At 55.5% G+C, this 25,377-nt stretch carries 22 protein-coding genes and 1 pseudogene; 15 read left to right on the forward strand and 8 right to left on the reverse strand.

The features are described from left to right. The 4 genes and pseudogenes from B4O97_RS10705 to B4O97_RS10720 all read right to left on the reverse strand — a co-directional run. Window positions 1-241 (reverse strand): annotated as a pseudogene (locus B4O97_RS10705) (hypothetical protein); the annotation flags it as partial. Window positions 242-329: 88 nt separating this feature from the next. Then, entirely contained in the window at window positions 330-1,571 is a 1,242-nt protein-coding gene (locus tag B4O97_RS10710) for a diaminopimelate decarboxylase family protein (RefSeq protein ID WP_083050726.1), read from the reverse strand. Window positions 1,572-1,631: 60 nt separating this feature from the next. Beyond that, the gene (locus B4O97_RS10715) at window positions 1,632-2,543 is read right to left on the reverse strand and encodes a DMT family transporter (protein ID WP_083050728.1); all 912 of its coding nucleotides are present in this window, start codon (window positions 2,541-2,543) and stop codon (window positions 1,632-1,634) included. 201 nt (window positions 2,544-2,744) lie between these two features. Beyond that, window positions 2,745-3,560: an AraC family transcriptional regulator gene (locus B4O97_RS10720; protein WP_158084259.1), complete on the reverse strand. Its 816-nt coding sequence runs from the start codon at window positions 3,558-3,560 to the stop codon at window positions 2,745-2,747. A 304-nt stretch (window positions 3,561-3,864) separates the two neighbouring features. Here B4O97_RS10720 and B4O97_RS10725 point away from each other — a divergent pair, with 304 nt between their 5' ends. The 7 genes from B4O97_RS10725 to B4O97_RS10755 are packed head-to-tail and all read left to right on the forward strand — an operon-like array spanning window position 3,865 to window position 10,566. Next, entirely contained in the window at window positions 3,865-5,352 is a 1,488-nt protein-coding gene (locus B4O97_RS10725; RefSeq protein WP_083050731.1) for an NfeD family protein, read from the forward strand. Then, on the forward strand, window positions 5,349-5,864 hold the full coding sequence (locus B4O97_RS10730) for an NfeD family protein (RefSeq protein WP_083050732.1): 516 nt from the start codon (window positions 5,349-5,351) through the stop codon (window positions 5,862-5,864). The genes B4O97_RS10725 and B4O97_RS10730 overlap by 4 nt, the downstream gene beginning before the upstream one ends. Next, window positions 5,861-6,847: a flotillin-like protein FloA gene (gene floA / locus B4O97_RS10735; RefSeq protein ID WP_083050734.1), complete on the forward strand. Its 987-nt coding sequence runs from the start codon at window positions 5,861-5,863 to the stop codon at window positions 6,845-6,847. The genes B4O97_RS10730 and floA overlap by 4 nt, the downstream gene beginning before the upstream one ends. A 24-nt stretch (window positions 6,848-6,871) precedes the next feature. Next, window positions 6,872-7,426, forward strand: coding sequence for a hypothetical protein (locus B4O97_RS10740; RefSeq protein ID WP_083050735.1), 555 nt, complete (start codon window positions 6,872-6,874; stop codon window positions 7,424-7,426). After that, entirely contained in the window at window positions 7,386-8,195 is an 810-nt protein-coding gene (locus B4O97_RS10745; RefSeq protein ID WP_143305648.1) for a metallophosphoesterase, read from the forward strand. Before B4O97_RS10740 ends, B4O97_RS10745 begins: the two co-directional genes overlap by 41 nt. Continuing rightward, window positions 8,196-9,059: a deoxyribonuclease IV gene (gene nfo / locus B4O97_RS10750; protein WP_083050738.1), complete on the forward strand. Its 864-nt coding sequence runs from the start codon at window positions 8,196-8,198 to the stop codon at window positions 9,057-9,059. Beyond that, window positions 9,043-10,566 carry an aminotransferase class V-fold PLP-dependent enzyme gene (locus tag B4O97_RS10755; protein ID WP_233143016.1) on the forward strand — a complete coding sequence of 508 codons (1,524 nt, stop codon included), beginning with the start codon at window positions 9,043-9,045 and terminating at the stop codon, window positions 10,564-10,566. The genes nfo and B4O97_RS10755 overlap by 17 nt, the downstream gene beginning before the upstream one ends. Here the strand turns inward: B4O97_RS10755 and ftsH are convergent. Then, window positions 10,537-12,456 carry an ATP-dependent zinc metalloprotease FtsH gene (ftsH, locus tag B4O97_RS10760; RefSeq protein WP_096348883.1) on the reverse strand — a complete coding sequence of 640 codons (1,920 nt, stop codon included), beginning with the start codon at window positions 12,454-12,456 and terminating at the stop codon, window positions 10,537-10,539. The two genes, B4O97_RS10755 and ftsH, sit on opposite strands and share 30 nt — an antisense overlap. A gap of 117 nt (window positions 12,457-12,573) precedes the next feature. Between ftsH and B4O97_RS10765 the strand changes: the two genes are divergently transcribed. After that, window positions 12,574-14,376: a histidine kinase N-terminal 7TM domain-containing protein gene (locus B4O97_RS10765; RefSeq protein WP_083050743.1), complete on the forward strand. Its 1,803-nt coding sequence runs from the start codon at window positions 12,574-12,576 to the stop codon at window positions 14,374-14,376. Here B4O97_RS10765 and B4O97_RS10770 read toward each other — a convergent pair. Next, entirely contained in the window at window positions 14,309-16,192 is a 1,884-nt protein-coding gene (locus B4O97_RS10770) for an ABC-F family ATP-binding cassette domain-containing protein (protein WP_083050745.1), read from the reverse strand. The two genes, B4O97_RS10765 and B4O97_RS10770, sit on opposite strands and share 68 nt — an antisense overlap. A gap of 131 nt (window positions 16,193-16,323) precedes the next feature. On the opposite strand from B4O97_RS10770, the gene B4O97_RS10775 reads away from it, so the two are divergent. After that, window positions 16,324-17,274 (forward strand): peptidylprolyl isomerase, encoded by a 951-nt coding sequence (locus tag B4O97_RS10775; protein ID WP_083050747.1) that lies wholly within the window; start codon window positions 16,324-16,326, stop codon window positions 17,272-17,274. On the opposite strand, the gene B4O97_RS10780 is transcribed toward B4O97_RS10775, so the two are convergent. Beyond that, on the reverse strand, window positions 17,271-18,254 hold the full coding sequence (locus tag B4O97_RS10780) for a methyl-accepting chemotaxis protein (protein WP_083050748.1): 984 nt from the start codon (window positions 18,252-18,254) through the stop codon (window positions 17,271-17,273). The genes B4O97_RS10775 and B4O97_RS10780 overlap by 4 nt on opposite strands. Window positions 18,255-18,285: 31 nt before the next feature. Continuing rightward, complete coding sequence (locus tag B4O97_RS10785; protein WP_083050750.1) at window positions 18,286-19,143, reverse strand: cache domain-containing protein; 858 nt, start codon at window positions 19,141-19,143, stop codon at window positions 18,286-18,288. Window positions 19,144-19,251: 108 nt separating this feature from the next. Here B4O97_RS10785 and B4O97_RS10790 point away from each other — a divergent pair, with 108 nt between their 5' ends. The 6 genes from B4O97_RS10790 to B4O97_RS10815 are packed head-to-tail and all read left to right on the forward strand — an operon-like array spanning window position 19,252 to window position 25,365. After that, a complete protein-coding gene (locus B4O97_RS10790; RefSeq protein ID WP_083050751.1) occupies window positions 19,252-19,746 on the forward strand; it encodes a YkgJ family cysteine cluster protein in 495 nt (164 codons plus the stop codon). Window positions 19,747-19,761: 15 nt separating this feature from the next. Beyond that, window positions 19,762-21,378, forward strand: coding sequence for a sensor domain-containing diguanylate cyclase (locus tag B4O97_RS10795; protein ID WP_083050753.1), 1,617 nt, complete (start codon window positions 19,762-19,764; stop codon window positions 21,376-21,378). After that, on the forward strand, window positions 21,375-22,130 hold the full coding sequence (locus B4O97_RS10800; RefSeq protein WP_083050754.1) for an RNA methyltransferase: 756 nt from the start codon (window positions 21,375-21,377) through the stop codon (window positions 22,128-22,130). The genes B4O97_RS10795 and B4O97_RS10800 overlap by 4 nt, the downstream gene beginning before the upstream one ends. A gap of 56 nt (window positions 22,131-22,186) precedes the next feature. Further along, window positions 22,187-23,494 (forward strand): pyrimidine-nucleoside phosphorylase, encoded by a 1,308-nt coding sequence (locus B4O97_RS10805; RefSeq protein WP_083050756.1) that lies wholly within the window; start codon window positions 22,187-22,189, stop codon window positions 23,492-23,494. A gap of 25 nt (window positions 23,495-23,519) precedes the next feature. Then, window positions 23,520-24,200, forward strand: coding sequence for a deoxyribose-phosphate aldolase (deoC, locus tag B4O97_RS10810; protein WP_083050758.1), 681 nt, complete (start codon window positions 23,520-23,522; stop codon window positions 24,198-24,200). After that, window positions 24,175-25,365: a phosphopentomutase gene (locus B4O97_RS10815; protein WP_083050759.1), complete on the forward strand. Its 1,191-nt coding sequence runs from the start codon at window positions 24,175-24,177 to the stop codon at window positions 25,363-25,365. Before deoC ends, B4O97_RS10815 begins: the two co-directional genes overlap by 26 nt. Window positions 25,366-25,377 lie beyond the last annotated feature (12 nt).

Consider the following 25,377-nt stretch of genomic DNA (forward strand, 5'->3'; position numbering starts at 1 on the left):
TGCCGGAGGAGGTAATAAGGTGTGAGAATATCCTCCAATAGGGGACTTTTTTCTTTACGAAAATATCGAGGCTGAAGGTCTGGGAAGAGAAGCCGACACCGCAGTGAAGGCACCGAAAGCGCTGAATCCTGCCGAAAAGCCGGGAAAAATAGCTGCCGTTTCTTACATACCAGGCAGCAGTTTTTGTGGATAGATGATGGTTCCTGCACTCCTTGTTGGGACAGAAGGGGGGATGAAACATTATAAAAACTCCTTTTTTTCAGTGGTTCTACTGCTAAATACCAGTAGAACAAGGAGTTTGCTTCAGTTCATCCCCACGGTTCCGAACACTACACAAGGGTCGCCAGATAATCCTCCACCGTCTCAGCTCTGCGGATCAGTTCCACGGAGCCGTCCTCTTTAAGCAGCAGTTCAGCGGAACGAAGCTTGGCGTTGTAGTTGAAGCCCATGGCATGGCCGTGGGCCCCGGTGTTGTGGATGGCCAGTATGTCCCCGATCTCCACCTCCGGGATTTTCCGGTCAATGGCGAACTTGTCGTTGTTTTCGCAGAGACTGCCGGTAATGTCCGCGATAAAGGTCGCGGGAGCGTCCTCTTTTCCAAGGACTGTAATATGGTGATAGGCACCGTAGAGGGCAGGACGCATCAGGTTGGCCATGGAGGAATCGAGGCCGATGAAGGTCTTGTAGGTCTCCTTGCGATGGAGCACTTTCGTAACAAGCCAGCCGTAAGGGCCGGTGACCATGCGGCCGCATTCCATTACGATGCGCATCCCATCAAGGCCAGCAGGTTTAATGGTTTTTTCGTATCGTTTTCGTATTCCCTCCGATACGTATTCCAGATCAACCGGTTTTTCCTCCGGCCGGTAGGGAATCCCTATGCCGCCGCCGAGATTGACGAACTCCAGCTCGATTCCAAGTTCCTTTTTGAGTTCCACTGCGGTGTCGAAGAGGAGCCCTGCGGTTTCGATAAAATAATCGGGGTTCAGCTCGTTGGATGCCACCATAGTGTGAAGGGCAAAGCGCTTTGCCCCCAGATCCCGGACCTTCTTGTAGCCTTCGAAGAGCTGGTCCCTGGTAAAGCCGTATTTGGCCTCCGTGGGTTTTCCGATAATGTCGTTGCCGCTCTTGAGCTCCCCGGGATTATAGCGGAAGCAGATCAGCTCCGGAATCCCGGCATTTTCCTGCAGATAGTCGATGTGGGAGATGTCGTCCAGGTTGATTACCGCACCCAGTTCTTTTGCCCTGACGTACTCTGTTGCCGGGGTATCGTTGGAGGTGAACATGACCTCCTCTCCGCTTATTCCGGCCATTTCGGAGAGTACCAGCTCTGGCAGGGAGGAGCAGTCGGTCCCCATGCCCTCTTCCCTGAGGATCTGTATGATCCGGGGATTCGGCAATGCCTTGACGGCGAAGTAGTTCCTGAACCCCCCGGGGACCCAGTCGAAGGCCTTGTAAAACCTGCGGGCATTCTCCCGTATGGCCTTTTCGTCGTAGATGTGGAAAGGAGTGGGGTAGGTATCGATAATTCTTTCAATCTGTTCTTTTGTAAAAGGTACACTCTGATTACTCATGATAATCCGTCCTTGTCGTTATTTCTGACTGTTAAACAGTACGAATGCCCGATGTAATGGTCAAGCGGCAGCCGGTTTGGGCTTGAGCCGCGGGTTCGATCCTATCCTGACCGCGCTGATTACCACCACACCGCTGATGATCTGGACCGGGGAGAGGGTTTCGGCGAGGATCATCCAGCCGAGAAAAGCGGTAACCACGGGGATAAGATTGATAAACAGGGAAGCCCTGGCGGCCGGCACGTTCCTCTGACCGTAGTTGTAGAGGCCGAAGCCCCCGAAGGTAACGAATACCCCCAGAAAAAGAACCGATACCAGTACCGGTCCTGTCCAGACCTGAAAGGGAAGAGCAGGCAGCCCTGCGGCAGCGGGAAGAAAAAAGAAGAAGCCCGCAAGAATCTGGTAGGCCGTCAGGGACCAGGTGCTGTAGCGCCCGGAAAGGTGCTTTATGAGGATAAAATTCCCCGCCGCCATTACCATTGCCAGAAACTCGAGGACGTTTCCCAGCATGGGATTCGCCGCGGAACCGGCGGAGTCCTCGTTCCCCCCCAGGGTAAGCCCCACAACCCCGGCAACGCTCAGGGCCAGGGCGAGCCATTGTCGGGGACTCATGGGCTCCTTTAAAAAGAGCATGGCCCCCAGGGCAACCAGAATCGGAACAATGGAGGAGATTATCCCCGCCTGACTGGCTGTGGTCAGGGTAAGGGCGGTGGACTCGCAGAGAAAATAGAGGCAGGGCTGCAGCAGCACCATGGGAAGCAGATAGTAGAGGTCCCTGGTTTGAAAACCAGAACTTATGAAGATTCGATAAAAGGGCAGCAGGATGAGCAGGGTTATAGCCATCCTGAGCCAGACAACCAGCCCCGGAGGAATTACCGCGACGGCAATGCGCATGGCGATAAATGAGCCTGCCCAGAGAAGAACCGCCCCGGTGAGGGCAAGATAGGGCAGAGATGTGGATACCTTTGTGTTCATGACGCTACTATAGCAAAAAAGATCTTTTTGAGCTTGGAAAATATTGCGGGTATCGCTAAAACCGTGGCATTTTTTCCATAGTCAAAAAGGAAGATTTTGTAGTGCCTGTAAATTCATGTAGCGACAAGAGTTGCGGATCGCGACAAATCTTGACGACGCAGGATATGGGAAAAGAGTAGATTTTAGAGGTGCCCTTGCGCTTTAATCCAGGGTACCTTTCCTGTAGGCGGAGGGGGAGATTCCCGTATAGGCGTGGAAGGTATTTGAAAAATGGCTCTGATCGTAGAAACCCAGTGCCAGGGCGGTATCCGTCAGGGAACTGCCTGATCTGAGCAGTCTCTTCGCAATGCCGATCCTCTGCTGGGTACGGTAGACGTGGGGTGAGAGTCCGTAGGCCTTTTTAAAGGAACGGATAAAATGATAGGGGCTCATGCCTGCTTCCGACGCAATTCCGGCAAGGCTGAGTTTCTCCTCCAGATCTCCCCGCAGAAGTTCTGCGCCCCTCTTCAGGCCGGGATGTTCCACAAAGGGAGGCAGTTTCAACGCCTTTTTGCGTTCGGCCCTGGGCAGGAGAAGAGCGGTCAGCTCGTAGAGGAGCTCCTCTTTGCCCAGAGGACTGATCCTGTCGGTAATACCGCTGTAGGCCCGGATAAGCCGGGATTGCTCCAGAGGGGAGGCCTGAAAGGTAAGGGGAAACTCCGGGGGGCTCGGGATCCCCTCCTCAATCTCTTCCGCCAGGGAGCAGAATCGTTTTGCGTTGATGGAGAGCATCCGGTAGCTCACCCGGGAGCCGGAGACGGGGACGCCGGAATGGACCTGCCCCGGATTGATAACGAAGAAACTGCCGGGAGAGGCCAGGCTGTCCTCCCGCTCAGGTCCGTAACAGTAGGTTGCTCCATTCTCAATCAGCCCTAGAATGTAGTAGGTTTCGTGGGAGTGCTTGGGAAAGACGTGGGAACTGGACAGCACGCTCATCACGGCTACCCCTGATTCATGGTCGGTATATTTAAAATCCACGGAATCCCGTTTGTCCCGAAGCATGCAAGGAGTATAGCAGCTTTTTATGCTCCTTTTAAGGGAAATATGTAAATACTGTTCCGAACCGTGGGGATGGACATCGATCAAAGTATTTTCTGGTAGAGGATTATCTGCTTATTTATACCGTATTAAGTTTTTTTCCTCAAATTACGGTAGTTCACGATCACCACAACGGTTTTATCCCCACAGTTCGAAACACTATGAAATGTTTACATCGGAAAAGGAATTTTTCTTGACAAACCACCCCTCCTTGGTACCTTTCTAGTAGGCGGTGCTGCACTTGATGAAAAAAACGCTCCTGTTTACGGTATTGCTGTTTGTTTTCCTTAGTTTTTCCCTGGCGGCTGAAGGGGCCTGGGTTGTTCCCATCGAGGGTGACATCGAGGCCTCCACGGTGATTTTTATTCGCCGGGGTATCCAGCAGGCTAAAAACGCCGGGGCTGACACGATTATCTTTCGAATCAACACCTTTGGCGGCAGGGTTGACTCGGCCCTGCAGATTGCGACCCTGATCGGCGCGGTTGACAATGCAAGGACGGTGGCCTTTGTCCCCGCCGCTGCGGAGGGACTGGGGGTAAGCTGGTCCGCCGGTGCGCTGATCTCCTTTGCCTGCTCGGAAATATACATGGCTCCCGGCACCTCCATCGGTGCGGCGGCACCGGTGTACCAGACCGCCGAGGGAATGGAGATGGCCCCGGAAAAGAGTGTCAGCGCGGTCCGGACCCAGCTCGCGGCCCTGGCGGAGAAGAACGGCTACCCTGTGGGGGTGGCGCTGGCCATGGTGGATGCGGATATTGTACTGCAGGAAATCTCTGTCGACGGGGAGCTACAGCTGGTAACGGGTGAAGAACTTCCCCAGTTGAAGCGCCAGGCGGAAAAGGAGGGTCGCTCCTTCGAAGAGGGCCTTGTCCTGGTGGAAAAGGAGAAGCTCCTGACCCTTACTGCGGGGCAGATGGAAAAGTACGGTATCTCCTCCGGTACCGTTGCCGATGTTGACGGGCTGGCAGTCCTCCTGGGTCACGACGGGAAAGCCCTGGAATACCAGACCTACGATCCCTTTGACCGTTTCGTCATTTTTATTACCTCCGCGGGTGTGGTCAGCCTCCTGATGCTAATCGGCCTGGTGGCTACCTACCTGGAGATAACCTCCCCCGGTTTCGGTATTCCCGGTACCGTGGCGATCCTGGCATACTCGGTAGTGTTTCTGGGAAGTGCATTGATAGGATACTTCGACTCTTTTGAGCTGATTCTGCTTCTGGTGGGGATTGCCCTGCTGGCGGTGGAGATCTTTATTATTCCCGGTTTCGGAGCTGCGGGGATCGGCGGAATTGTCTGCATTGCCGCGGCGCTGATCTTTTCCCAGCAGGATTTCATAGTCCCTGAGTTTTCCTGGCAGACGGATATCCTGCTGAAGAACGCTGCCCGGATAGGGCTGATTTTCCTTGGTTCCTTTACCATCTTCGGGCTTACCCTTTTTGTCGTCCCGCGGACCGGAATTTTCCGTCGCCTCGTGCTGGGCCCCGCCGGATCCGGTTCTTCTGCAGTTGCAGCCGGCGCGGATACAAGCCCTGAAGCTGAGACTCCGGGAGGTTTAATTCGCACCGGAGATCAGGGAGAAGCGATCTCCGAGCTGCGTCCCGCCGGGACAGCCCGCATATCCGGCCGGCGCGTCAGTGTCCAGACCCAGGGAGAGTTCCTTGAGGCCGGGACCCGGGTCGAGGTTCTCGAGGTTTGGGGCAGCCGGATCGTCGTCAGGGAGCGGAAGGCATGATTATTCCCCTGGTTTTGTCCCTGGTAGGGATTATAGCCATAATAGCCGAGTTTTTTATTCCCTCCGCCGGTCTGATCGGGTTAGGAGGGATGGGGGCAATTATTGTTTCCATAGTAATGGTCTTTCGGGAATCCGGCTCTCTTTACGGATTTATTTTTCTTTTCGCCAATCTCGTTATTGTACCGACCATAATTATCGCCTACTGGAAGCATTTCCCGCGAAGCTTCATGGGGCGTCGGCTGATACTCTCTCCGGGACCGCCGGGTGGAAACAGGGATTCTGCCGGGGAACAGCCATCCCTTGAAGCCGGGGTCGAAGGGCGTGCGCTGACCTTCCTGCGGCCCGCCGGTACGGGAGTCTTTGGGGACAAAAGGGTTTCGGTCCTTACCGACGGGGAGTTTCTGGATAAGGACTGCCCTATTCGTATTATCAGAATAGAAGGTAACAGGGTCTTCGTCGAAGCGGCGGGACCTGAGGAAAATACAAACATGCATAAGGAGCAACAAACATGATACTGGTAATTTACGTTGTGCTGGGCCTGGTCATTCTCGCCCTGCTGGCGGTTTTTCTCAAATTCTTCGGGCTCTGGTTCCGGGCCCTCCTTTCCGGTGCCTACGTGGGCATGGGAAGGCTCATCGGTATGTGGATCAGGAGGGTAAAGATCTCCACCATAGTGGACTCCCGCATTATGCTGTCCAAGGGCGGTATCGATGTCCACTCTGACCTGCTGGAGACCCATTTCCTGGCCGGCGGCGATGTTATCCGGGTAAGCAAGGCCCTGATCGCCGCCCTGAAGGCGGACATTCCCTTGAGCTTTGACCGGGCCGCCGCCATCGATCTGGCGGGAAGGGACGTCCTGGAGGCGGTTAAAACCAGCGTCAACCCCAAGGTAATCGACTGTCCGAATCCGGAAACCGGCAAGACCACCATCGACGCGGTGGCCAAGGACGGCATACAGCTCAGGGCAAAGGCCCGGGTAACCGTGCGGGCCAACCTGGAGCGGCTGATCGGAGGCGCCAAGGAGGAGACCATCGTGGCCAGGGTCGGGGAAGGAATCGTTACCACCATCGGTTCTTCCGAGACCTACGCCCATGTGCTTGAAAACCCGGACCAGATATCCAAGACCGTACTGGGAAAGGGGCTGGATGCGGGGACCGCCTTCGAGATTCTCTCCATCGATATTGCCGATGTGGATGTGGGCTCCAACGTTGGTGCCAAGCTGCAGGCCGACCAGGCGGAGGCGGACAAACGGCGCTTCCAGGCAGTGGCGGAGCAGCGGCGGGCGGCGGCCCAGGCCCGGGAGCAGGAGATGGTTGCCCTGGTTCAGGAAAACCGTGCCAAGGTAGTGCTGGCGGAGGCGGAGATTCCCAAAGCCATTGCAGAAGCCTTCAAGAGCGGAAATCTCGGCGTAATGGATTACTACCGGATAAAGAATATTCAGGCGGATACCCAGATGAGGGAATCCATCGGCGGCGAAGATTCCCGGCCCGAATAGTGCTGAAAAAGGACAGGTCCCGCCATGAGATTCGGTGAACTTTTCGAGCTTCTTATTACCCTTCTCATTTTTCTCGTCATCTGGATTCTACCGAGGATCATGGCCGCCCGGGCGGCGGACAGAAAGCGCAGGAAAAGAAGCGGCGTAAAAACGGCTGTCGGAAAGACCCCTGAAGCTGTCTCCAAAAGCTCCCCGGAGCCGAAAAAGAGCTGGTCGAAGGAGATCTTCTCCAAACTGATTGATGATTCTTTTTTCGAAACAGACAGGAAGAAGGCATCCCCCGGGACCAAGGTTCCCGGGGATGTACGGCAGGAAATAATAATCCCGGAAACCCCGGCGGAACCTGTTTCCGTATTTGAAGAGGAAATGCTGGAAAACGAAGGCGGGGAGTCTGAAGATACGATGCCTTTGGGGCAGGAATATCAGTGGGACCAGGAGAAAAGACCCCTCTCCGAGCTGAAACCCGAACAGCCCAGGGTTGTTTCCTCACCGCGCAGGCGCAGTGCCCTGCAGAAGGTGATCATCTGGAAGGAAGTGCTTGATTCGCCGAAGGCTCTACGGAGGGATCCCTTCCCGTGATGATTCCGGGGACCTGATGCTTATAGCGCATATTACGGACCTGCATATCGCCGGGGAGGGAGAATACCCCTACGATGTCGATGTAAGGTCGCGGTTTGTCCGTGTCCTTGAGGACCTCACTTCCCACGAGCCTGAGCTGCTGGTTCTGGGGGGAGATCTCTGTTACCGGGAAGGCAGCAGGTCCGTCTATCTCTGGATCCGGGAACGACTCGAGATGCAGGGGATTCCCTATCTGCTTATTCCCGGAAACCACGATGACACAAGCCTAATGGCACAGGTTTTCGGCCTGGAGAACCGGCTTGTCGAGGGCCGATACTATTTCAGCCGCGATCTGGAAGGCAGAAGGGTCCTCTTTCTTGATACCGCAGACGACAGTCTCTCGGAAGACCAGATAGTGTATCTGGAAAAGGAACTCGCCGCAGCCGGAAACGGGGAGCTCCTGATATTCATGCACCATCCTCCGGTTCTGTCAGGGGTCTACTACATGGACCTCAAGTATCCCCTGCTGAACAGCGGCAGGGTTGGTCCTCTCCTGGCGGAATCACGGGCCCGGGTGACGGTTTTCTGCGGTCACTATCACGTGGAAAAGTCTGTTATGATGGGGAATCTGAGGGTCTTTATTACCCCGTCGATCTTCGTACAGATCGATCAGGAGGCCCGGAGCTTTGCCGTGGACCACCGGGGTTTCGGATGGCGGAAGATCCGGCTGGACCAGGGGATACTGTGGACAACGGTACGCTATATTTCTGAGGAGAGGAGAGAGAATTAGGTGAAATTTATAGGAGCCCATGTCAGCGCCGCAGGAGGTGTCTTCAATGCCCCTGCAAACGCCCTGGAGATAGGCGCCAATGCCTTTGCCCTGTTTACTAAGAACCAGCGTCAGTGGAAGTCGAAACCCCTGACGGAGAAGGAGATCACCGCTTTCAGGGAGGCGCTGAAGGATTCGGGAATCAGTCCTGAACAGGTGCTGCCCCACGACTCCTACCTGATCAACCTGGGAAACCCTGATCCTGAAAAGCGTCAGAAAAGCCTCGATGCCTTTGTGGATGAACTTCATCGGGTGGAGCAGCTGGGGCTTTCCCTTCTGAATTTTCATCCCGGAAGCGGTCTCAACGAGGTGGATGAAGATGAGTGCCTGAAGCTGATAGCCGATTCCATGAACCAGGCCATGGAACGGACCGGCAGCGCCGTCCTGGTAATAGAGAATACCTCCGGCCAGGGAAGCGCGGTGGGTTACCGCTTTGAACACCTGGCCCGGCTGATTGAACTGGTTGATACAAAGGAACGGGTGGGGGTCTGTCTCGACACCTGCCATGCCTTCGCTGCCGGCTATGATTTTCGCAGTCCGGAAGCCTACGGGAAGACCATGTCCGATTTTGATGATACAGTCGGGTTCTCCCGGCTCAAGGGGATGCACCTGAACGACGCCAAATCTGCCTTCGGCAGCAGGGTAGATCGGCACGCCAGCCTGGGGGAGGGAAATATCGGCTGGGAAGGTTTCCGCAATATCATGCGGGACCCTCGGACCGATGGTATCCCCCTTATTCTTGAGACCATCGAGCCCGAACGCTGGGCTGAAGAGATACGGACCCTCAGGTCCTTCGCGGAGAGTGACAGTGGAAGAAACAGCTAATCTGGAGGAGTGGTTCAGCTCTTTCCGGAAGGGCATCATCGGCATAGACACCCGGATCGATACTCCCCGGGGGAGCCGTCCCCTGGTATACGCCGACTGGATAGCCTCGGGTCGGCTCTACGGCCCCATCGAGGACCGTATCCGGAACGAAATCGGCCCCCTTGTGGGGAATACCCATTCCGAGTCCTCCACCACCGGCCGTGCCATGACCGCCGCCTACCGGGAGGCCCACAGCATCCTGAAGCGCCACGTTAACGCCGGACCTGAGGATGTGATCATAACCGCAGGCGCGGGAATGACCGCAGTTGTAAACAAGCTGCAGCGTATCCTCGGCATCCGTTACCCCGAGCGATTCCGGGACCTGAGCCGGGGGCTTCCCGAACGGCACGCCGGGGGGGCCTGCGACGATGAGTGTCCGGTGGTTTTCGTTACCCACATGGAACACCACTCCAACCACATCTCCTGGCTGGAGACCGAGGCGGAGGTTGTCGTGCTGCCCCCGGACGATAAGCTGGAGGTCGATCCGGCGGCTCTGGAACGGGAACTTGAACGCTATGCCCGCCGTCCCCTGAAGATAGGCGCCTTTTCCGCCTGCTCGAATGTTACCGGACTCTTCCCGCCCTACCGGGAGCTTGCCAGGATAATGCACCGCCACGGCGGGCTGGCCTTTGTCGATTTCGCGGCCTCCGCCCCTTACGTACCCATGGATATGCACCCCGCAAACGATCCCCTGGGCTACCTGGACGGGGTCTTCTTCTCCCCCCACAAATTTCTGGGTGGTCCTGGGAGCTCGGGAGTCATGGTCTTCAACTCCGGGATCTACCATAATCTGGTGCCTGACAATCCCGGAGGCGGGACTGTAACCTGGACCAATCGCTGGGGAGAGCGCAGCTACGTTACGGATATCGAAGCCCGGGAAGACGGGGGAACCCCCGGTTTCCTGCAGGCCATTCGGGCAGCTCTGGCTGTACGCCTGAAGGAGGAGATGGATCCGGCGAGGATAAAAGCCAGGGAAGAGGAACTCGTGGGCAGAGCCATGAAAGAGATGCGTACAATACCCGGTCTTCACATCCTGGCAGATAACGACAAACCGAGGATAGGAGTTATTTCATTTTACATGGAGGGGCTGCATCACAATCTGCTTGTGCGGCTTTTGAACGACTATTACGGTATTCAGTCCCGGGGAGGCTGCTCCTGCGCCGGGACCTACGGCCATTTTCTGCTCCACGTGAGCAGGGAGCTCTCCCGGACAATCACCCGGGAAATCGACTCGGGGAATCTCAGCCACAAGCCGGGCTGGGTGCGGATATCCCTGCATCCTACCATGACCGATGCCGAACTCGACTACCTGCTCGGAGCTTTACGGGAGCTCCGGTCCAACTATGAAGAGTGGGGAGCGGGATACCGTTTTGACCGGACAAGCGGAGAATACTACGCCCTCGAGGATCCTGATGGAGCAGTAAAAACCGAATCGGCCCTAAACCTGGCCGGGTTCCCCCTGCTCTGACGGGACTCCGGACTCTCTGCCGATGAGGCGGAAGAACTCCTCCCGTTCGAGCACCTCTTTTTCCAGCAGCTGTGCAGTAACCTTTTCCAAAAGATCCCGCTTTTCATCCAGGAAGTTTTTCACCTGCCGATAACGCTCGTTTATCATACGGGAGATCTCCTCATCGATGTAGCTCTGGGTCGATTCGGCGTATTCTCTCTGCAGGAAGGGATCCCGGGTTCCCAGCATCGGTGCGGAGCGTTTTGAGAGGGCGACGTTCTTGAAGCGCTCACTCATACCGTATTCGGTAATCATGCTGCGGCTGATGTCCGTGGCCCGGCTCAGATCGTTGGCCGCGCCGGTGGAGACCATGCCGAAGCTCAGCTCTTCAGCGGCCCTGCCCCCCAGGAGGACGTCAATTTTACCCAGCAGCTCCTCCTGGGTCAGCAGGTAACGGTCTTCCGTGGGTGTCTGGAGGGTGTATCCCAGGGCGCCGAATCCCCGGGGAACGATGGATATCTTGGAGACAGGGTCCGATCCGGGGGTAAAGGCTGCCACCAGGGCATGCCCGGTCTCGTGGTATGCCACGGTACGGCGTTCCTGGGGATTTATGAGCTTGCTCTTTTTCTCAAGTCCCGCAACGACCTTTTCGATGGCCTCCTTGAAATCCCCGGTGATAATTGTCCGGCGTCCCCGGCGCACCGCCAGCAGGGCGGCCTCGTTGACGATATTCGCCAGGTCCGCCCCGACGAAGCCGGGGGTCATACGGGCGATCTCCTCCAGGTCGACGTTCTCCGCCAGTTTGACGTTCTTGCTGTGTATCCTCAGAATTTGTTCCCGTCCGTGGACATCAGGCCGGTCGACCAGTACCTGCCGGTCAAAGCGCCCGGGTCTGAGCAGGGCCGGGTCCAGAATTTCCGGCCGGTTGGTGGCCGCAAGAATAATAACCCCCGAGGCGGCATCGAATCCGTCCATCTCCACCAGAAGCTGGTTCAGGGTTGTCTCCCGCTCATCGTTGCCCCCCATGGCGTTTACCCGGGATTTGCCGATGGCGTCCAGTTCGTCGATAAAGATGATACAGGGGGCTTTTGTACGGGCCTGCTTGAAGAGGTCACGCACCCTGGCAGCCCCGACGCCGACGAACATTTCCACAAAGTCGGCACCGCTCATGCGAAAAAAGGGTACCCCCGCGTTTCCGGCCACTGCTCTGGCAAGGAGGGTTTTTCCCGTCCCCGGGGGGCCGACAAGAAGAATCCCTTTGGGGATTTTTCCGCCGATGTCCAGGTATTTGTCGGGAACTTTCAGGAAGTCCACCACTTCGACGAGTTCCTCCTTCGCTTCGTCTGCTCCGGCCACGTCCTCGAAGGTGACCCCGGTGGAACCTTCCGCAACGATAATGGATTTATTTTTTCCGAAGGACATAACGTTGCTGCCCATATCTCCCATACGCTTGAACATGAAGCGCCAGAGGAGAACCAGGACAACCAGGGGAAGCAGCCAGCCAAGTATCAGGTTGAGCAGAGCCGGTTCCTGCTGGATTACCGCATAATAATTGATCCCCTTTTCTTCCAGCAGGGGAACGAAACCCGGATCATCCACGGGTACTGTACGATAGACAAAAGACGATTGTTCCTGCGGTTCCTCCGGCCGGTCAGTCATGCCGAGATAGTAGTTTCCCCCCATTTCGACGCGGGTAATTTCTCCGTCGCGGATTCTCTCTTTAAACTCGCTGTAGGGGATTGTACGGTGATTCTGCACATTCTGCCCGATAAGGGCGTTGAAAATCATCAGCCCAAGAAGAACAGCGACAAAATAGCCGAAGGTAAAGCGATGTTTTTCGAAAAAGGGTTTGTCCTTCTGGGGACCGTGGTCGCAGTCCTCGTTGTCCCAACAGCCTTTCTTGTCTGCCATAATGATTCCTCTTGTGTTTTCGTTTACTGCACTGTATGCTTCATGAAAAGATAGTCAGACTTTCTGAGAACGGCAACAATTTGCACTGCATGCAGTATTGTTTCCATAAAGGGTAGAATGGAATTTCATCTAAGCCTGCCACAACTTCCGATTCTCCTGTCTTTTATCGTTTCCTTCACCGTTTTTATTGTGTCCCTTCTCAAATCCGATCGCTATTACGCGGTTTTTCTGCTGCTCCTCATGCTGGCGATATTCGAATGGTCCGGGGCCTATCTTCTGGAAATATCCGCCCGGGCCTTTCCCCTGATTGTCTTTTTCTCCAAACTCAAGTACTTCGGTATTGCCTTTGCGCCGGTCTTTTTTCTGCTGTTTACCATGTCCTTTACCGGTACCATGCCGAAGCAGCGTCTTCTGCGGCTTTTGCCGCTGCTCCTGATTATACCCGCCCTCAATCAGTTCGTTGTGTGGATAGAACCGCTTCATCACTTCTTTTTTTCTGATGTGCGGATTATTCCCGTTGAGAATATGGTCTTTATTCAGCATGATTACGGACCGGTTTTCTGGTTTCACACCATCTATTCCTATGGACTCTTGCTTACCGGGGCTTTTATCCTGATCCGGATGCTGGTTTCCGGGGAGGAGAAGATGACCGGCAGCGTGGTGCTGCTGATTGTCGCGCTTTTTGTGCCCCTTCTGGGTAATGTTCTGCATCTTTTCCGTTTAACCGGGCCAATGCAGTTTATTGATCTTACTCCCGTGAGTTTCTCCTTTTCCGGGGCTCTGTTCCTGTATGTTATTCTCCGCTACAGGGTGGTCGATTTTGTTCCCATAACTCACCAGCTCATTCTGGACAATCTGCGGGAGGTTATCCTGGTCCTGGATCATGAAAACCGGATTATCGAAGTAAACCCGGCGGCAAGCTATCTGTTCAGACAGAATCAGGAGGATATTCTCGGACATCCTATTCTGGATCTGAGTCTTTCAAACCGTGAGATCATCAGCGGTTTCAAGGATATTTATGATATCGAATGCGAGACGGAGCTGTATATCCGGGGAGAACAGCGCAGTTTCGAACTGTCCATCGTACCGATTCAGGACAGGCGTCTGCCTTCTCTGGGACGGGTAGTGGTTTTGCGGGACATTACCGAGCGAAAGATAGCCGAGTTACAGGCCACCCGAAGCGAACGCATGGAATCCCTGGAGCTTCTGGCCGGTGGAGTATCCCATGATTTCAATAACCTGTTGAGCGCCATTGTGGGAAATCTCTCCCTGGCGGTTCTTGAGAACCGGGACCCCCTGATCGCGGAATATCTTAAACAGATTGAGTCCGCCCTGGATCAGGCCCGGGATCTGACCAGGCAGTTGAACAATCTCTCCCGGAAAAGCTGTCCCGAAGCGGAGGCTGTCTCTCTGAAAAGCATGGTGGAGCAGGCTGCGGGTATCTTTCTCGGGGATTCTCAGATAGAAGCGCGCATGGAAATGACGGATGATTTGTGGAATATCTTTGTTGATCCCGCACAGATCACCCAGGTTGTCAACAATCTGCTGGTTAATGCCCTTCAGGCTATGCCGGAGGGGGGAAGGATTATCGTGAAGGCGGAGAATATCCGTTTAAGCAGCGGCAATAAACTGAGTCTGAATCCCGGAACCTACGTTCACGCATGTTTTACCGACACCGGCCCGGGGATCCCGGTGGATAAGCTTCCTCATATCTTCGATCCCTATTACACCACGAAAAAGGACGGGTCCGGTCTTGGCCTGGCCATGGCCCAGGCTATTGTTCTGAATAACCAGGGGGCCATCTATGCCGAAAGCGGCCCCGGGGGATGCTTCCATCTCTATCTCCCGGCGTTCACAGAACCTGGGCATGATCAGCAAGTTCCTCCCAGCGCCGGGTCTTCTCGTCGATCAGATGCTTGACCTCGTTGTAACGGAGCTTGAGTTTTCCGTGCCGATCCGGGGGTGTTTCGGGATTGCTGAAAGCCGCTTCTATCTCTGATTTCTCCTTTTCCAGCTTCTCGATGGCGGGCATGAGCTCGGCAAACTCCTTCTGTTCCCGGAAACTCAATCTCCGTTTCTCTTCCCGCTGTACCGGGCGTTCCCTGGGGGGCACTCTTTTTTCCGGCTGTCCGCTCCTTTCCTGCTCTTTCCTGAACTCCAGGTATTCTGAATAGCTCCCGGCAAAGCCGTTTATTCTTCCCTGGCTGTCCAGAACCAGGAGAAAATCGACGCTGCGGTCAAGGAAGTAGCGGTCGTGGGAGACAATCAGCAGGCAGCCTTCAAAACTGCCCAGAAAGTCCTCCAGAAGTGACAGGGTCTGAATGTCCAGGTCGTTGGTGGGTTCGTCAAAAATCAGGAAATTCGGGTCCGGCAGCAGAACCTTCAAAAGCTGCAGCCGTCTTCGCTCCCCTCCGGATAGGCGTTTAATCGTGGTATACCATTTTTCTCTGGGAAAGCTGAACTCCTCCAGTAAGCGGGTAATCTCCTTCGGCTGACCATTCTGCTTTCGGATTACCTCGGCATACTCCTTCAGAAATCCCACCACAGTCTGCTTTTCATCGAGCTCCTCGGACATCTGGTCGAAATAGCCGAAACGGGTATTGATGCCCCGGTCGGTCCACCCTTCGTCGGGTTCCACTTCCCCGGTGATCAGCCGGAGCAGGGTTGTTTTGCCGCTTCCGTTGGGGCCTACCAGGCCGATTCGTTCCCCCCGTTTAAAGGAATAAGTGAAAGCCTTGAAAACCGGCCGGCCGTCGAAGGACTTGCTTAAGTTTTTTATCTCCAGCACCTTTTTCCCCAGCCTGCGATGGTTTACGCTGAACTCCCGCAGGGACTGGGCCTCCGCTTCGTCCCGGTCCATCAGGTTGATGATCCGTTCGGTCCGTTTTTTGTCTTTTCCTGTCCTTGCCTTGGGTCCGCGCTTCAGCCATTCCAGTTCCCGGCGCAGAATTGATTCGCTGCGCTCCTTCTGCCGCGCCCGGGCTGCCAGCCTTTCCTGCCGTTTTTCCATGTAGTAGCTGTAGTTTCCGTCGTAACGGTAGAGGCTCTGGTCCTCCAGTTCGTAGATCCTGGTCGCCACGGAGTCGAGAAAATAGCGGTCGTGGGTCACCAGCAGCAGGGCTGCCTCTGTCTTTTCCAGATAGTCCTGAAGCCAGAGGATGGTATCGATATCCAGATGGTTGGTCGGCTCGTCGAGAATAAGCAGGTCTTTTTCTCCCGCCAGGGCCTGGGCCAGGGAAATCTTTTTTATCATTCCCCCCGAGAGACTCCCCATGGGAAGAGAAAGGTCCGTGATTCCCAGCTCCTGCAGGACTGAGCGGATCCGTGCCTCCGTCTCCCAGGCATCCCTGGCATCCATCAGTTCCGTGGCGGCACTCAAGGCGGCCTCTTCCTCTCTGCCGTGGTTTTTGCTGATGGCCTCGGCGGCCTGTTCGTATTGTCGTACTATATTCAGAAGAGGATTGTCCTGCCGGAAGATGTGGTCCGCCACGGTCTCCTCGGGGCTGTAAAAGGGGACCTGGGGCTGGTAGGCAATCCGGGCTGCGCTGTTAACCACGAGTTCCCCGGAGGAGGGCTTAAGGTCCCCCGCCAGTATCCTGAGCAGGGTGGACTTGCCGCTGCCGTTTATGCCGATGAGGGCAGTCTTTTCTCCCGAATCGACCCCGAAGGAAAGACCGGAGAAGAGGGGCTTGCCCCCCATGCTCATACCGATGTTGTCTATTGAGAGGATATTCATGAATTTTTAGTTGTAGCCTAATGCCGGGCCTTGTTCAATGCATTTGACGTAGCCGAAGGAGAGAGAACCTGTTACATTAAAGGTCCTGGGGAGACGCTTAACGATACTTCTCTCCCCGGGAAGGATTGTGGATGAAACGATATACATTGATAATATTTTCGGTTCTCGCGGCTTTTGTCTTTCTGGCAGCCTGTTCCGGTAATGGGGGCGCCTCTTCCAGTCTGAAGATTACCGCCGATGAGCTGGACAGGGAGGTTCAGAAAACGGTAAGCCAGTATGAAGCCCAGGGGATGAAGGTATCCGAGGAACAGAAGGCCCAGCTGCGGGAGGCGGTGCTGACCCAGATGGTGGAGCGAAAGCTCCTGCTCCACGAAGCGCAGATCTCCGGCGTCGAACTTGACCAGGAAAAGTTTGAAACCGAGTTTGCCTCCATAAAGACCAACTTCCCCACCGACGAGGCCTTTGCCCAGGCCCTTTCCCAGCGGGGTTATACGGAAGAGATGTTCAAGGCGGAAATGGCCGAGATCATGACGCTGCAGGCTTTTCTGGAAGAGGAGATTTCCTCGAAGATAGAGCTCGGTGAAGAAGAAATGCAGGCTTTTTATGACGAGAATCCCGAATACTTCGCAACGGAAGAGTCGGTGACCGCCTCCCATATCCTGATCGAGGTCGACGAGGACGCCGATGAGGCCGAGGAGGCGGAAGCCTATGGCAGAATGGAAGAGATCGCCGCCCGGGTCGCCGCGGGGGAGGATTTTGCCGAACTTGCCAGGGAGTACTCTGAAGGGCCCAGTGCCCCCCGGGGAGGGGACCTTGGCAGTTTTCAGCGGGGTAGCATGGTGCAGATTTTTGAAGACACCGCCTTCGCCCTGGAACCCGGCGGGGTCAGCGACATAATCCGCACCGAGTTCGGTTTTCATATCATCAAGCTTACCGACCGCAGCGAGGGGGGCACTTTATCCTTTGAGGATGCCCGGGACGCCATTGAAACCTACCTGCGCCAGGAAAAGGAGCAGGAGGCGGTGACCGCCTATGTTCAGGAACTTAAAGAGAAGTACACCGTAGAAACCCCCGAGGGTTAATCATCATCCTCTTCAAAGCCTCCCTGTTCCGATAAAAGCGGGACCTTCCGGCTGGTTTTGAAAAAACTCATGGTTTCCATCAAATGGTCCGACTGGCTCGACAGCTCTTCCGCTGTCGACGCCAGTTCTTCCGACGCCGATGCGTTCTGCTGAATCACCTGGTCAAGCTGCATGATCGCCGAGTTTATCTGATCCGCTCCCATGGACTGTTCCCGGCTGGCGGCGTTGATCTCCTGGATCAGGTCGGCGGTTTTCTGGATGCTTTTTACCAGCCCCGCGATTTTGGTCCCTGTAGCTTCAGCCGTATCCACGCTGGAAGCCGAAAGCTCCGTTATGCTTCCCGCGGCCGTCTGGCTCCGCTCCGCAAGTTTCCGCACCTCCGAAGCTACAACGGCAAAGCCTTTTCCGGCTTCTCCGGCCCGGGCCGCCTCTATGGCCGCGTTTAGAGCGAGCATGTTGGTCTGCCGGGCGATATCCTCGATAATGGTGATCTTTTCCGATATCTCCCGCATTGCCTCCACTGTCTGGTGAACAGATTCTCCGCTTTCGGCAGCTTCACGGGCGGCCTGCTGGGCTATGGCATCGGTACTGACGGCATTGTCGCTGTTCTGCTTGATGCTGGAATCCATCTCCTCCATGGAAGCCGAGACTTCTTCGGCGGAGGAGGCCTGTTCCGTGGCCCCCTGGGAGAGCTGCTGGGCGGAAGTGGAGAGCTCCCGGCTGCCTGAAGAGACATACTGGGCGGCGGTTTTTACATCGCTGACAATCTTGTTCAGGTACTGCACCATCTCCGCCAGGGCCGAGGCGAGGATGCCGATCTCATCCCCCCGGTTTATGTTCAGGGAGACCGTCAGGTCGCCTTGAGCAATCGCCTGGGAAAATCCTACCGCCTTCTGTATTGGTTTGGATATACTGCGGGCAAACAGAATATAGATAATAACAGAGATCACAATCGAAATAAGACTGATTATTGCAATCATGGTGCTTATCGCCCGCACCGGAGCCAGGTATTCAGCGTTTGCTGATTGTCAGGGATATTACCCAGTCTGTCATTTTAAGATGATAGAATCCTGCGGTTTTCGGATCTCCTTTATAGGTGTAACGTTCAATGGCATGATCCTCGCTTCCTGCACGCTCTGCGTACCTTTCCATCCCCTCCAGGGAATTGATGTTGGTCGTCAGCACCAGAGACGGGTCGGGATGGGCGATTACCAAACCCTGACGATCTGTTATGTATGCATAACCGGTTTCTCCGATAGTGCTGGCAGACACAAGGTCTGAAAGAAAACCGATTTTCATGAGACCCGCAATCACCCCTATGGTATTTCCCGTGGTGTTTTTTACCGGTGCGGCTAATGAAATAAAGGCCTCGTTGTTCACCTTGTCGAAGGAGGCTTTGCTGATCGCCGTTTCCCCTTTCATTGATTCCCTGAAATAGTCCCGTTCCGCAAGAGATATTCCGACTGCGTTTGAGTCAGTAGCGGCAACGGCGGTCCCCTTGGAATCGAGGAGAACAAAAGCAACATAACGCCCGCTGAACTCGGTCTGTTTCATCATGCTGTTAAAGTGACGACTCACCTGCTCAAGGTGCCCAGTTGCTTCTTCGTCGTTTTGCATGTATAGCGCTGTCAGAGATTCTATTACAGAAGGCTCGAATGAGAGGCCTTGGACGAAATTCAGTCGTGCTTCAAGGGTGTTTTCAATACCGGAAGAAATATCCCTGGTCCGGGACAGTATCTGTTCGTCCATCAGGGTGTTTATTGCATCAGTTGAATTTGAAATAGCGAAAAAGCTTACCGCAGCCAATGGTATAATGATGAGTAGAGATCCTATGAGGGATAACTTGCTCCCTATCTTCATGTTTCGCATTGTTCTGTCTCCTGTCTTTTTAAATTTTACTTGAACAGGAGTCTTTAAGCAAATTTTTCTCTGTAAATCTGGCTCTTATGCTCAAGATTGGCTACAATCGGAAATATGATGGAACGACTGCTGCGGATCCTTCCGGAACGGGCCCGGAAGGCCGAAAAGGACCAGACCAAGTATCTTCGGCGCCTGAGGGATAAAAATCCGAAAAAACTGGACGAGATGTTCCGGCGTCTGCACGACGAGGTCTTCGCCGATATTGACTGCCTGGACTGCGCCAACTGCTGCAAGACAATCAGTCCGCGTTTTAAAAAGCGGGACATCGAACGGATAGCCGGACATTTGAACATGCATCCCAAGACCTTTCGCCTGACCTACCTGGAGATTGATGAAGACGACGACTGGGTCCTGAAGAAGCTCCCCTGCCCCTTTTTAGGGGAAGACAACTACTGCTCAATCTATGAGGTTCGGCCGAAGGCCTGCATCGAATATCCTCATACCAACGTCAAAAACATGCGGGGACACCTTGTGATTGCCCGGAAAAACCTCTCCGTATGTCCCGCGGTCTTCGAGATTGTGGAGCGTCTGCGGAAGGAGTATCCTCTTTAGAACGGGAGAGTCTGGATGAAGAGGCAAAACCGGCATGTCTTTACCCGTTCAGAACGCCTGAAGGCGACGGTGCTACGGGGGGTGTTTGTTTTTCTCCTTATTAATCTCATTGCAACCCCCGTCTTCTGGGTTTTTCATCGAATGACCCGGGAAACGGTAAGCCGCTCCATTCGTGAGGAGGAGATGCTCGAGATAGCCTACACTGCGGAGCAGATTGTCTCCTCCTACCAGAGTTTCTGGGCCGATGCCCTGTACCTCTCCTCCAGCAGGACCCTTATTGCCTGGCTTCAGGACCAGGCCGAATACGAAACCGCCGCAGCCGATCTTCTGAACTTTGCCCGGAGCCGTCGGATGTACGAGCAGGTACGGTTTTTGGACATGCAGGGCAATGAACGTATCCGGATCAATGAATATAACGGGTATTTTTTTGTTGAAAGCAAGAATGCCCTGCAGAATAAAGCCCACCGCTATTACTATCAGGAGAGCGCAAAGCTCAAGCAGGGGGAGATTTATCTGTCCCGGCTGGATCTGAATGTGGAAAACGGCGAAATTGAGATACCCTACCGGCCGATGGTACGGATCGGGACCCCGGTCTTCGACGATGCGGGAAATAAACGGGGAGTGCTTGTACTTAACATGCCGGGAAACCAGATCCTTGACTATGTGGATACCCTTTCCGCTGTTCCCTCCAGGCAGGTAATGCTGGTCAACGGCCACGGCTATTGTCTGAAGGGACCTGATCCTGAAAAGGAGTGGGGCTTCATGTTTGCCGAAAAAAACCGGACAGGCTTTGCCTGGACCTACCCTAAAGCCTGGCAGCGGATATTCTTCGAACATCAGGGGCAATTTTTCCTCGATAAGGGACTCTACACCTTCGCGGGTATCGATCCGCGGCTTTCCTACGTACCCGTTCTGGACCGGACCTCTGTCCCCCCGGAGAGCATCCATAAACCCGGGGGCAGCTATCCGCTGAAGCTGATCTCCTTTTACCCCGCCGGGGAGTATCGGGAGCTGCTGTGGGAACGGGCCAAAGGGCTCCTCCTCGGGTACTTTGCCTCCCTGCTGGTAACCTTTATCTTCTCGCTTATAATCGCCCGTTTCCTGGTAATCCAGCTGGAGAGCCGTAAAATGATAGAACACCTTGCCCTGCATGATTCCCTTACGGGACTTCCCACCAGACGGCTGTTTTATGACCGCCTGGAGACTGCTCTGAAGCTGGTTCGCCGTAATCGGCAGCATCTGGCGGTGCTGTTTCTCGACCTTGATAACTTCAAAAAGCTCAACGACAGCGCGGGACATGAAGCGGGGGATATTCTGCTGGTGGAAACAGCCCGGCGTATACAACAAAACCTGCGGGAGAGCGACAGCGTTGCCCGGCTGGGGGGAGACGAGTTTGTGGTTCTTCTGGAGAATGTTGATACCCGGGAAGACCTGCGCCTGGTGGCGCAGAAAATCCTTTCTGCGGTCCGGGAGCCCTGTGAGATAAAGGGCCGCAGGGTGGCCGTCAGTGTCAGCATCGGGGCGGCCATGGCCCCGGATCAGGCTGAAACTGTGGATGATATAATCCGCATTGCCGATGAAGAGATGTACACTGCAAAGAGGGCTGGAAAAAACCAGTTGAAGACACTATGAAGCTTCTGGAACATCCTGAACGGCAGATGCAGATTGTCCTGGTACGCCCCGAGGGGGATGCCAATATAGGTGCGGTCTGCAGAGCCATGAAAACAATGGGTTTTACATCCCTGGTCCTGGTTCGTCCCGATGGACGGGAACCGGATAAGGAGATTGTCCGTACCTGGTCCCTCAGCGCCTATGATGTCTTTGAAGAGGCCAGTTTGTATGCATCCCTTGCCGATGCCCTGGCGGATTCCAGCTTCTCTGTCGGATTTACCCGTCGTACCGGTTCCCGCAGAAGAACCCGTTTTTATGATCTGGAAGAGATTGCCCCCGGCATTATCCGCCGGGTCCTTGAGTCCGGCGAACTGATTTCCCTGGTGTTCGGCAATGAACAGAGCGGCCTGGACAGCGAAGAACTCGCCCTGTGCAGTGCCGCCGCATCCATCGAGAGCCACTTCGCCTTCCCCTCCCTGAATCTGTCCCATGCTGTGCAGATCGTCTGCTATTCCCTGCGGCGGGCCCTCATGGGGGCAGCCTCCGGGACTCCGGGAGATCCGGGGATAACCCGCAGGGAAGCAGAGACTGTCGCGGAGAATATAACGGAGGAACTCCGGACCATCGGTTTCTTTACCCTGGCTGACAGTACCTGGCTGCGGAACTTCTTCCGGGATCTTGTTGAACGGGCCGGACTGAATTCCCGGGAAAGCGAATATCTGAAATCCCTCTTCGAGAAGATCAGGAATCTGAAGCTGCACCGCCCGGAATAATACCGGCTACCTCGTAATCACTGGTCAATCCGGTGATCCTGTAGTACCTTAAATCCATGCTTACAGCGGAATTAATCAAGAAAAAGCGTGACAACGCCGTTCTGAGTGCGGAGGAGATCCGTTTTCTGATAAACGGCTATGTTTCGGGAGATGTTCCGGATTATCAGATGGCGGCCCTGCTGATGGCGGTCTGGTTCAACGGCATGAACGCCCAGGAGACCTATGAACTGACCATGGCCATGATGCATTCCGGAGACATGGTGGACCTCTCGTCCATACCCGGGGTCAAGGTGGACAAGCATTCCACCGGCGGGGTGGCCGACACAACAACTCTTGTGGCTCTGCCCCTGGTTGCCGCCTGCGGGGGAAAGGTCGCCAAGATGTCGGGACGCGGGCTGGGACATACCGGCGGAACCCTGGACAAGCTGGAATCGATTCCCGGTTTTTCAGTCAGCCAGCCGATGGCGCGTTTCGTGGAAATAGTCCGTGAGCAGGGGCTTTCGGTCATCGGACAGACCGGCGACCTGGTTCCGGCGGACAAGATGCTCTACGCCCTGCGGGACGTTACCGCCACCATCGATAATATCAGCCTGATTGCCTCCAGCATCATGAGCAAGAAACTCGCCGCCGGCAGCGATGCCATTGTACTGGATGTCAAGACCGGCAGCGGTGCTTTCATGAAAAGTGAAGAGGATGCCGTCGCCCTTGCCCGGGCCATGGTGGGAATAGGAAAACGGGCGGGGAAGAGCGTCTCCGCCGTGGTGAGCGACATGAGCCAGCCCCTGGGGGAGGCTGTCGGCAACGCCCTGGAGGTCCGGGAGGCGGTGGAAATCCTGCAGGGGCACCACGGGGACGGGGATCTGGCCCGGGTTTCCCTGACTCTGGCTGCCAGGATGCTGACGGCTTCGGGTCTCGGCACCGTCGACGAGGCGGAAAAGAAGCTTCAAAATGCCCTGTCCGGCGGTGCGGGACTTGAGTCCCTGAAACAGATGATAAGCGCCCAGGGCGGGGACCCTGCGGTCTGCGACGATACCGGCCGCCTTCCCGCTGCAGCCAGGCGTTACTCCATCGAGGCGACTGCCTCAGGGTATGTGGGTGCCATGGAGACCGACCGGATCGGTATCGCCGCCCTCCTTCTGGGGGCCGGCAGGAGGACCAAGGAGGATAGAATCGATCCCGCCGTGGGCATCTGGATGAAGAAACGCCTGGGAGATCCGGTGGAAGAGGGAGAGCCCCTGGCGGATTTCTACGTGAACGACGAGGCAAATCTGGAAGAGGCGGTGTCCGAGTTTCAGAGAGCCATTAGCATTGAAGAACAGAAACCTGAGCCGCCGAAACTTGTGCGGACTATAATTGAAGAGTAGATAAACACAGAAGGAGAGATATTCCATGACACCCAGAGAGATTGCTTCCATGATTGACCACACCCTGCTCAAGGCCGACGCAGTTCCTGAGCAGATCAGTAAACTCTGCACCGAAGCCGGAGAGTACGGTTTTGCTTCGGTCTGTATTAATCCCTGCTACGTGCCCCTGGCCGCGAAGGAGCTTGCGGGCTCCGATGTAAAGGTCTGTACCGTTATCGGTTTTCCCCTGGGGGCCAATACAAGTCAGATCAAGGCCGAGGAGGCCATGCTCGCCGTGGAGCAGGGGGCGTCGGAAGTGGATATGGTCATGAATATCGGTGCCCTGAAGGCCGGGGATTACGCCCTGGTGGAGTCGGACATTCGCTCGGTGGTACGTGCCGCCGGACGGGCCCTGGTAAAGGTGATTATTGAAACCTTCTACCTTTCGGAGGAGGAAAAGATCAAAGCCACTGAGATAGTTGCCAGGTCAGGCGCCGCCTTTGTAAAGACCTCCACCGGTTTTGCCGGCGGCGGGGCGACCGTGGAGGACGTGCGGCTCATGAAAAAGGCCGCAGGGAACCTGATCCGCGTGAAGGCCGCCGGAGGGGTCAGAAACTATGACGACGCCCTGGCCATGATCGAGGCCGGGGCCAGCAGAATTGGAACCTCAGGAGGTATCTCCATTGTAGAAGGGGGAAGCAATGCAGGCCCTGGTTCTGGTTATTGACAGTTTCGGTATAGGCGAGGCTCCTGATGCCGCTGATTTCGGCGATACAGGGGCAAATACGGCCCTTCACATATGTGAACAGGTATCCCCTGTCCGCTGGGACAATCTGAAACGCCTGGGCCTGGGGAACGCCTCCGAGCTTCTGGGGAATCCCTTGCCCGGTTGCCCGGCGGTCCCTGATCCCGTCGCCTCCTTCGGGGTCATGCGCGAGCTCAGCCCGGGAAAGGACACCACCACGGGCCACTGGGAGCTTGCGGGGATACATCTTGAAGAGGCTTTCAGGACCTTTCCCCCGGAGTACCCCTCCTTTCCGGCGGAACTTACGGAAGCTCTGGAAAAGAGGAGCGGCCGATCCATTATCGGAAACAGGGCCGCCTCGGGTACGGCGATTATTCAGGAGCTCGGGGAGGAGCATCTGAAAAGCGGGGCGCTGATCTGCTATACCTCTGCGGATTCGGTCTTTCAGATCGCCGCCCATGAGGAGGTGGTTCCCCTGGAGGAGCTGTACGAGATCTGTGAGGCTGCACGGGAGCTCTGCGACGGGTATTCCGTGGCCCGGGTCATAGCCCGACCCTTTATGGGAGGGCCCGGAAATTTTACCCGGACAAAAAACCGGCGGGATTTTTCCCTGCCCCTGCCGGAAGCGACAATCCTCGATCATCTGCAGGAGAGGGGCGTCCGGACAGTCGGCGTCGGCAAGATCGGTGACATCTTCAACGAATCCGGAATTAGCGAGAGTTACCATGACAAGGGCAACGAGGCCTGTCTGGAACGGACTCTGAGCCTGATCAGGGAACGCCGGGAGGGAGACGACAAGACTTTTATCTTTGTCAATCTGGTGGATACGGACATGATCTACGGCCACCGGCGGGATCCCCGGGGATACCATGATGCTGTGTCCGGGATCGATTCCGCTCTTCCGGAGATCATGACGGGGATGCAGGAAGGAGACCTTCTCATTGTAAGCGCCGATCACGGCTGTGATCCCACCTTTGCCGGAACCGACCATACCAGGGAGTATGTGCCGGTGCTGCTCTATCAGAAGGGAAGAACCGGAAGGTCTCTGGGAATTCGTGAGGGACTGTTTGACTGCGCCCGGACCTTGTCGGAGTATTTTAATGTGGAGTCTTACCGGCGGGGACGTTCCATGTTGAGTGACGCCTGAGTCGGCCCGGAT

This window comes from Marispirochaeta aestuarii, from assembly GCF_002087085.1.
Taxonomy (GTDB): Bacteria; Spirochaetota; Spirochaetia; order JC444; family Marispirochaetaceae; genus Marispirochaeta; species Marispirochaeta aestuarii.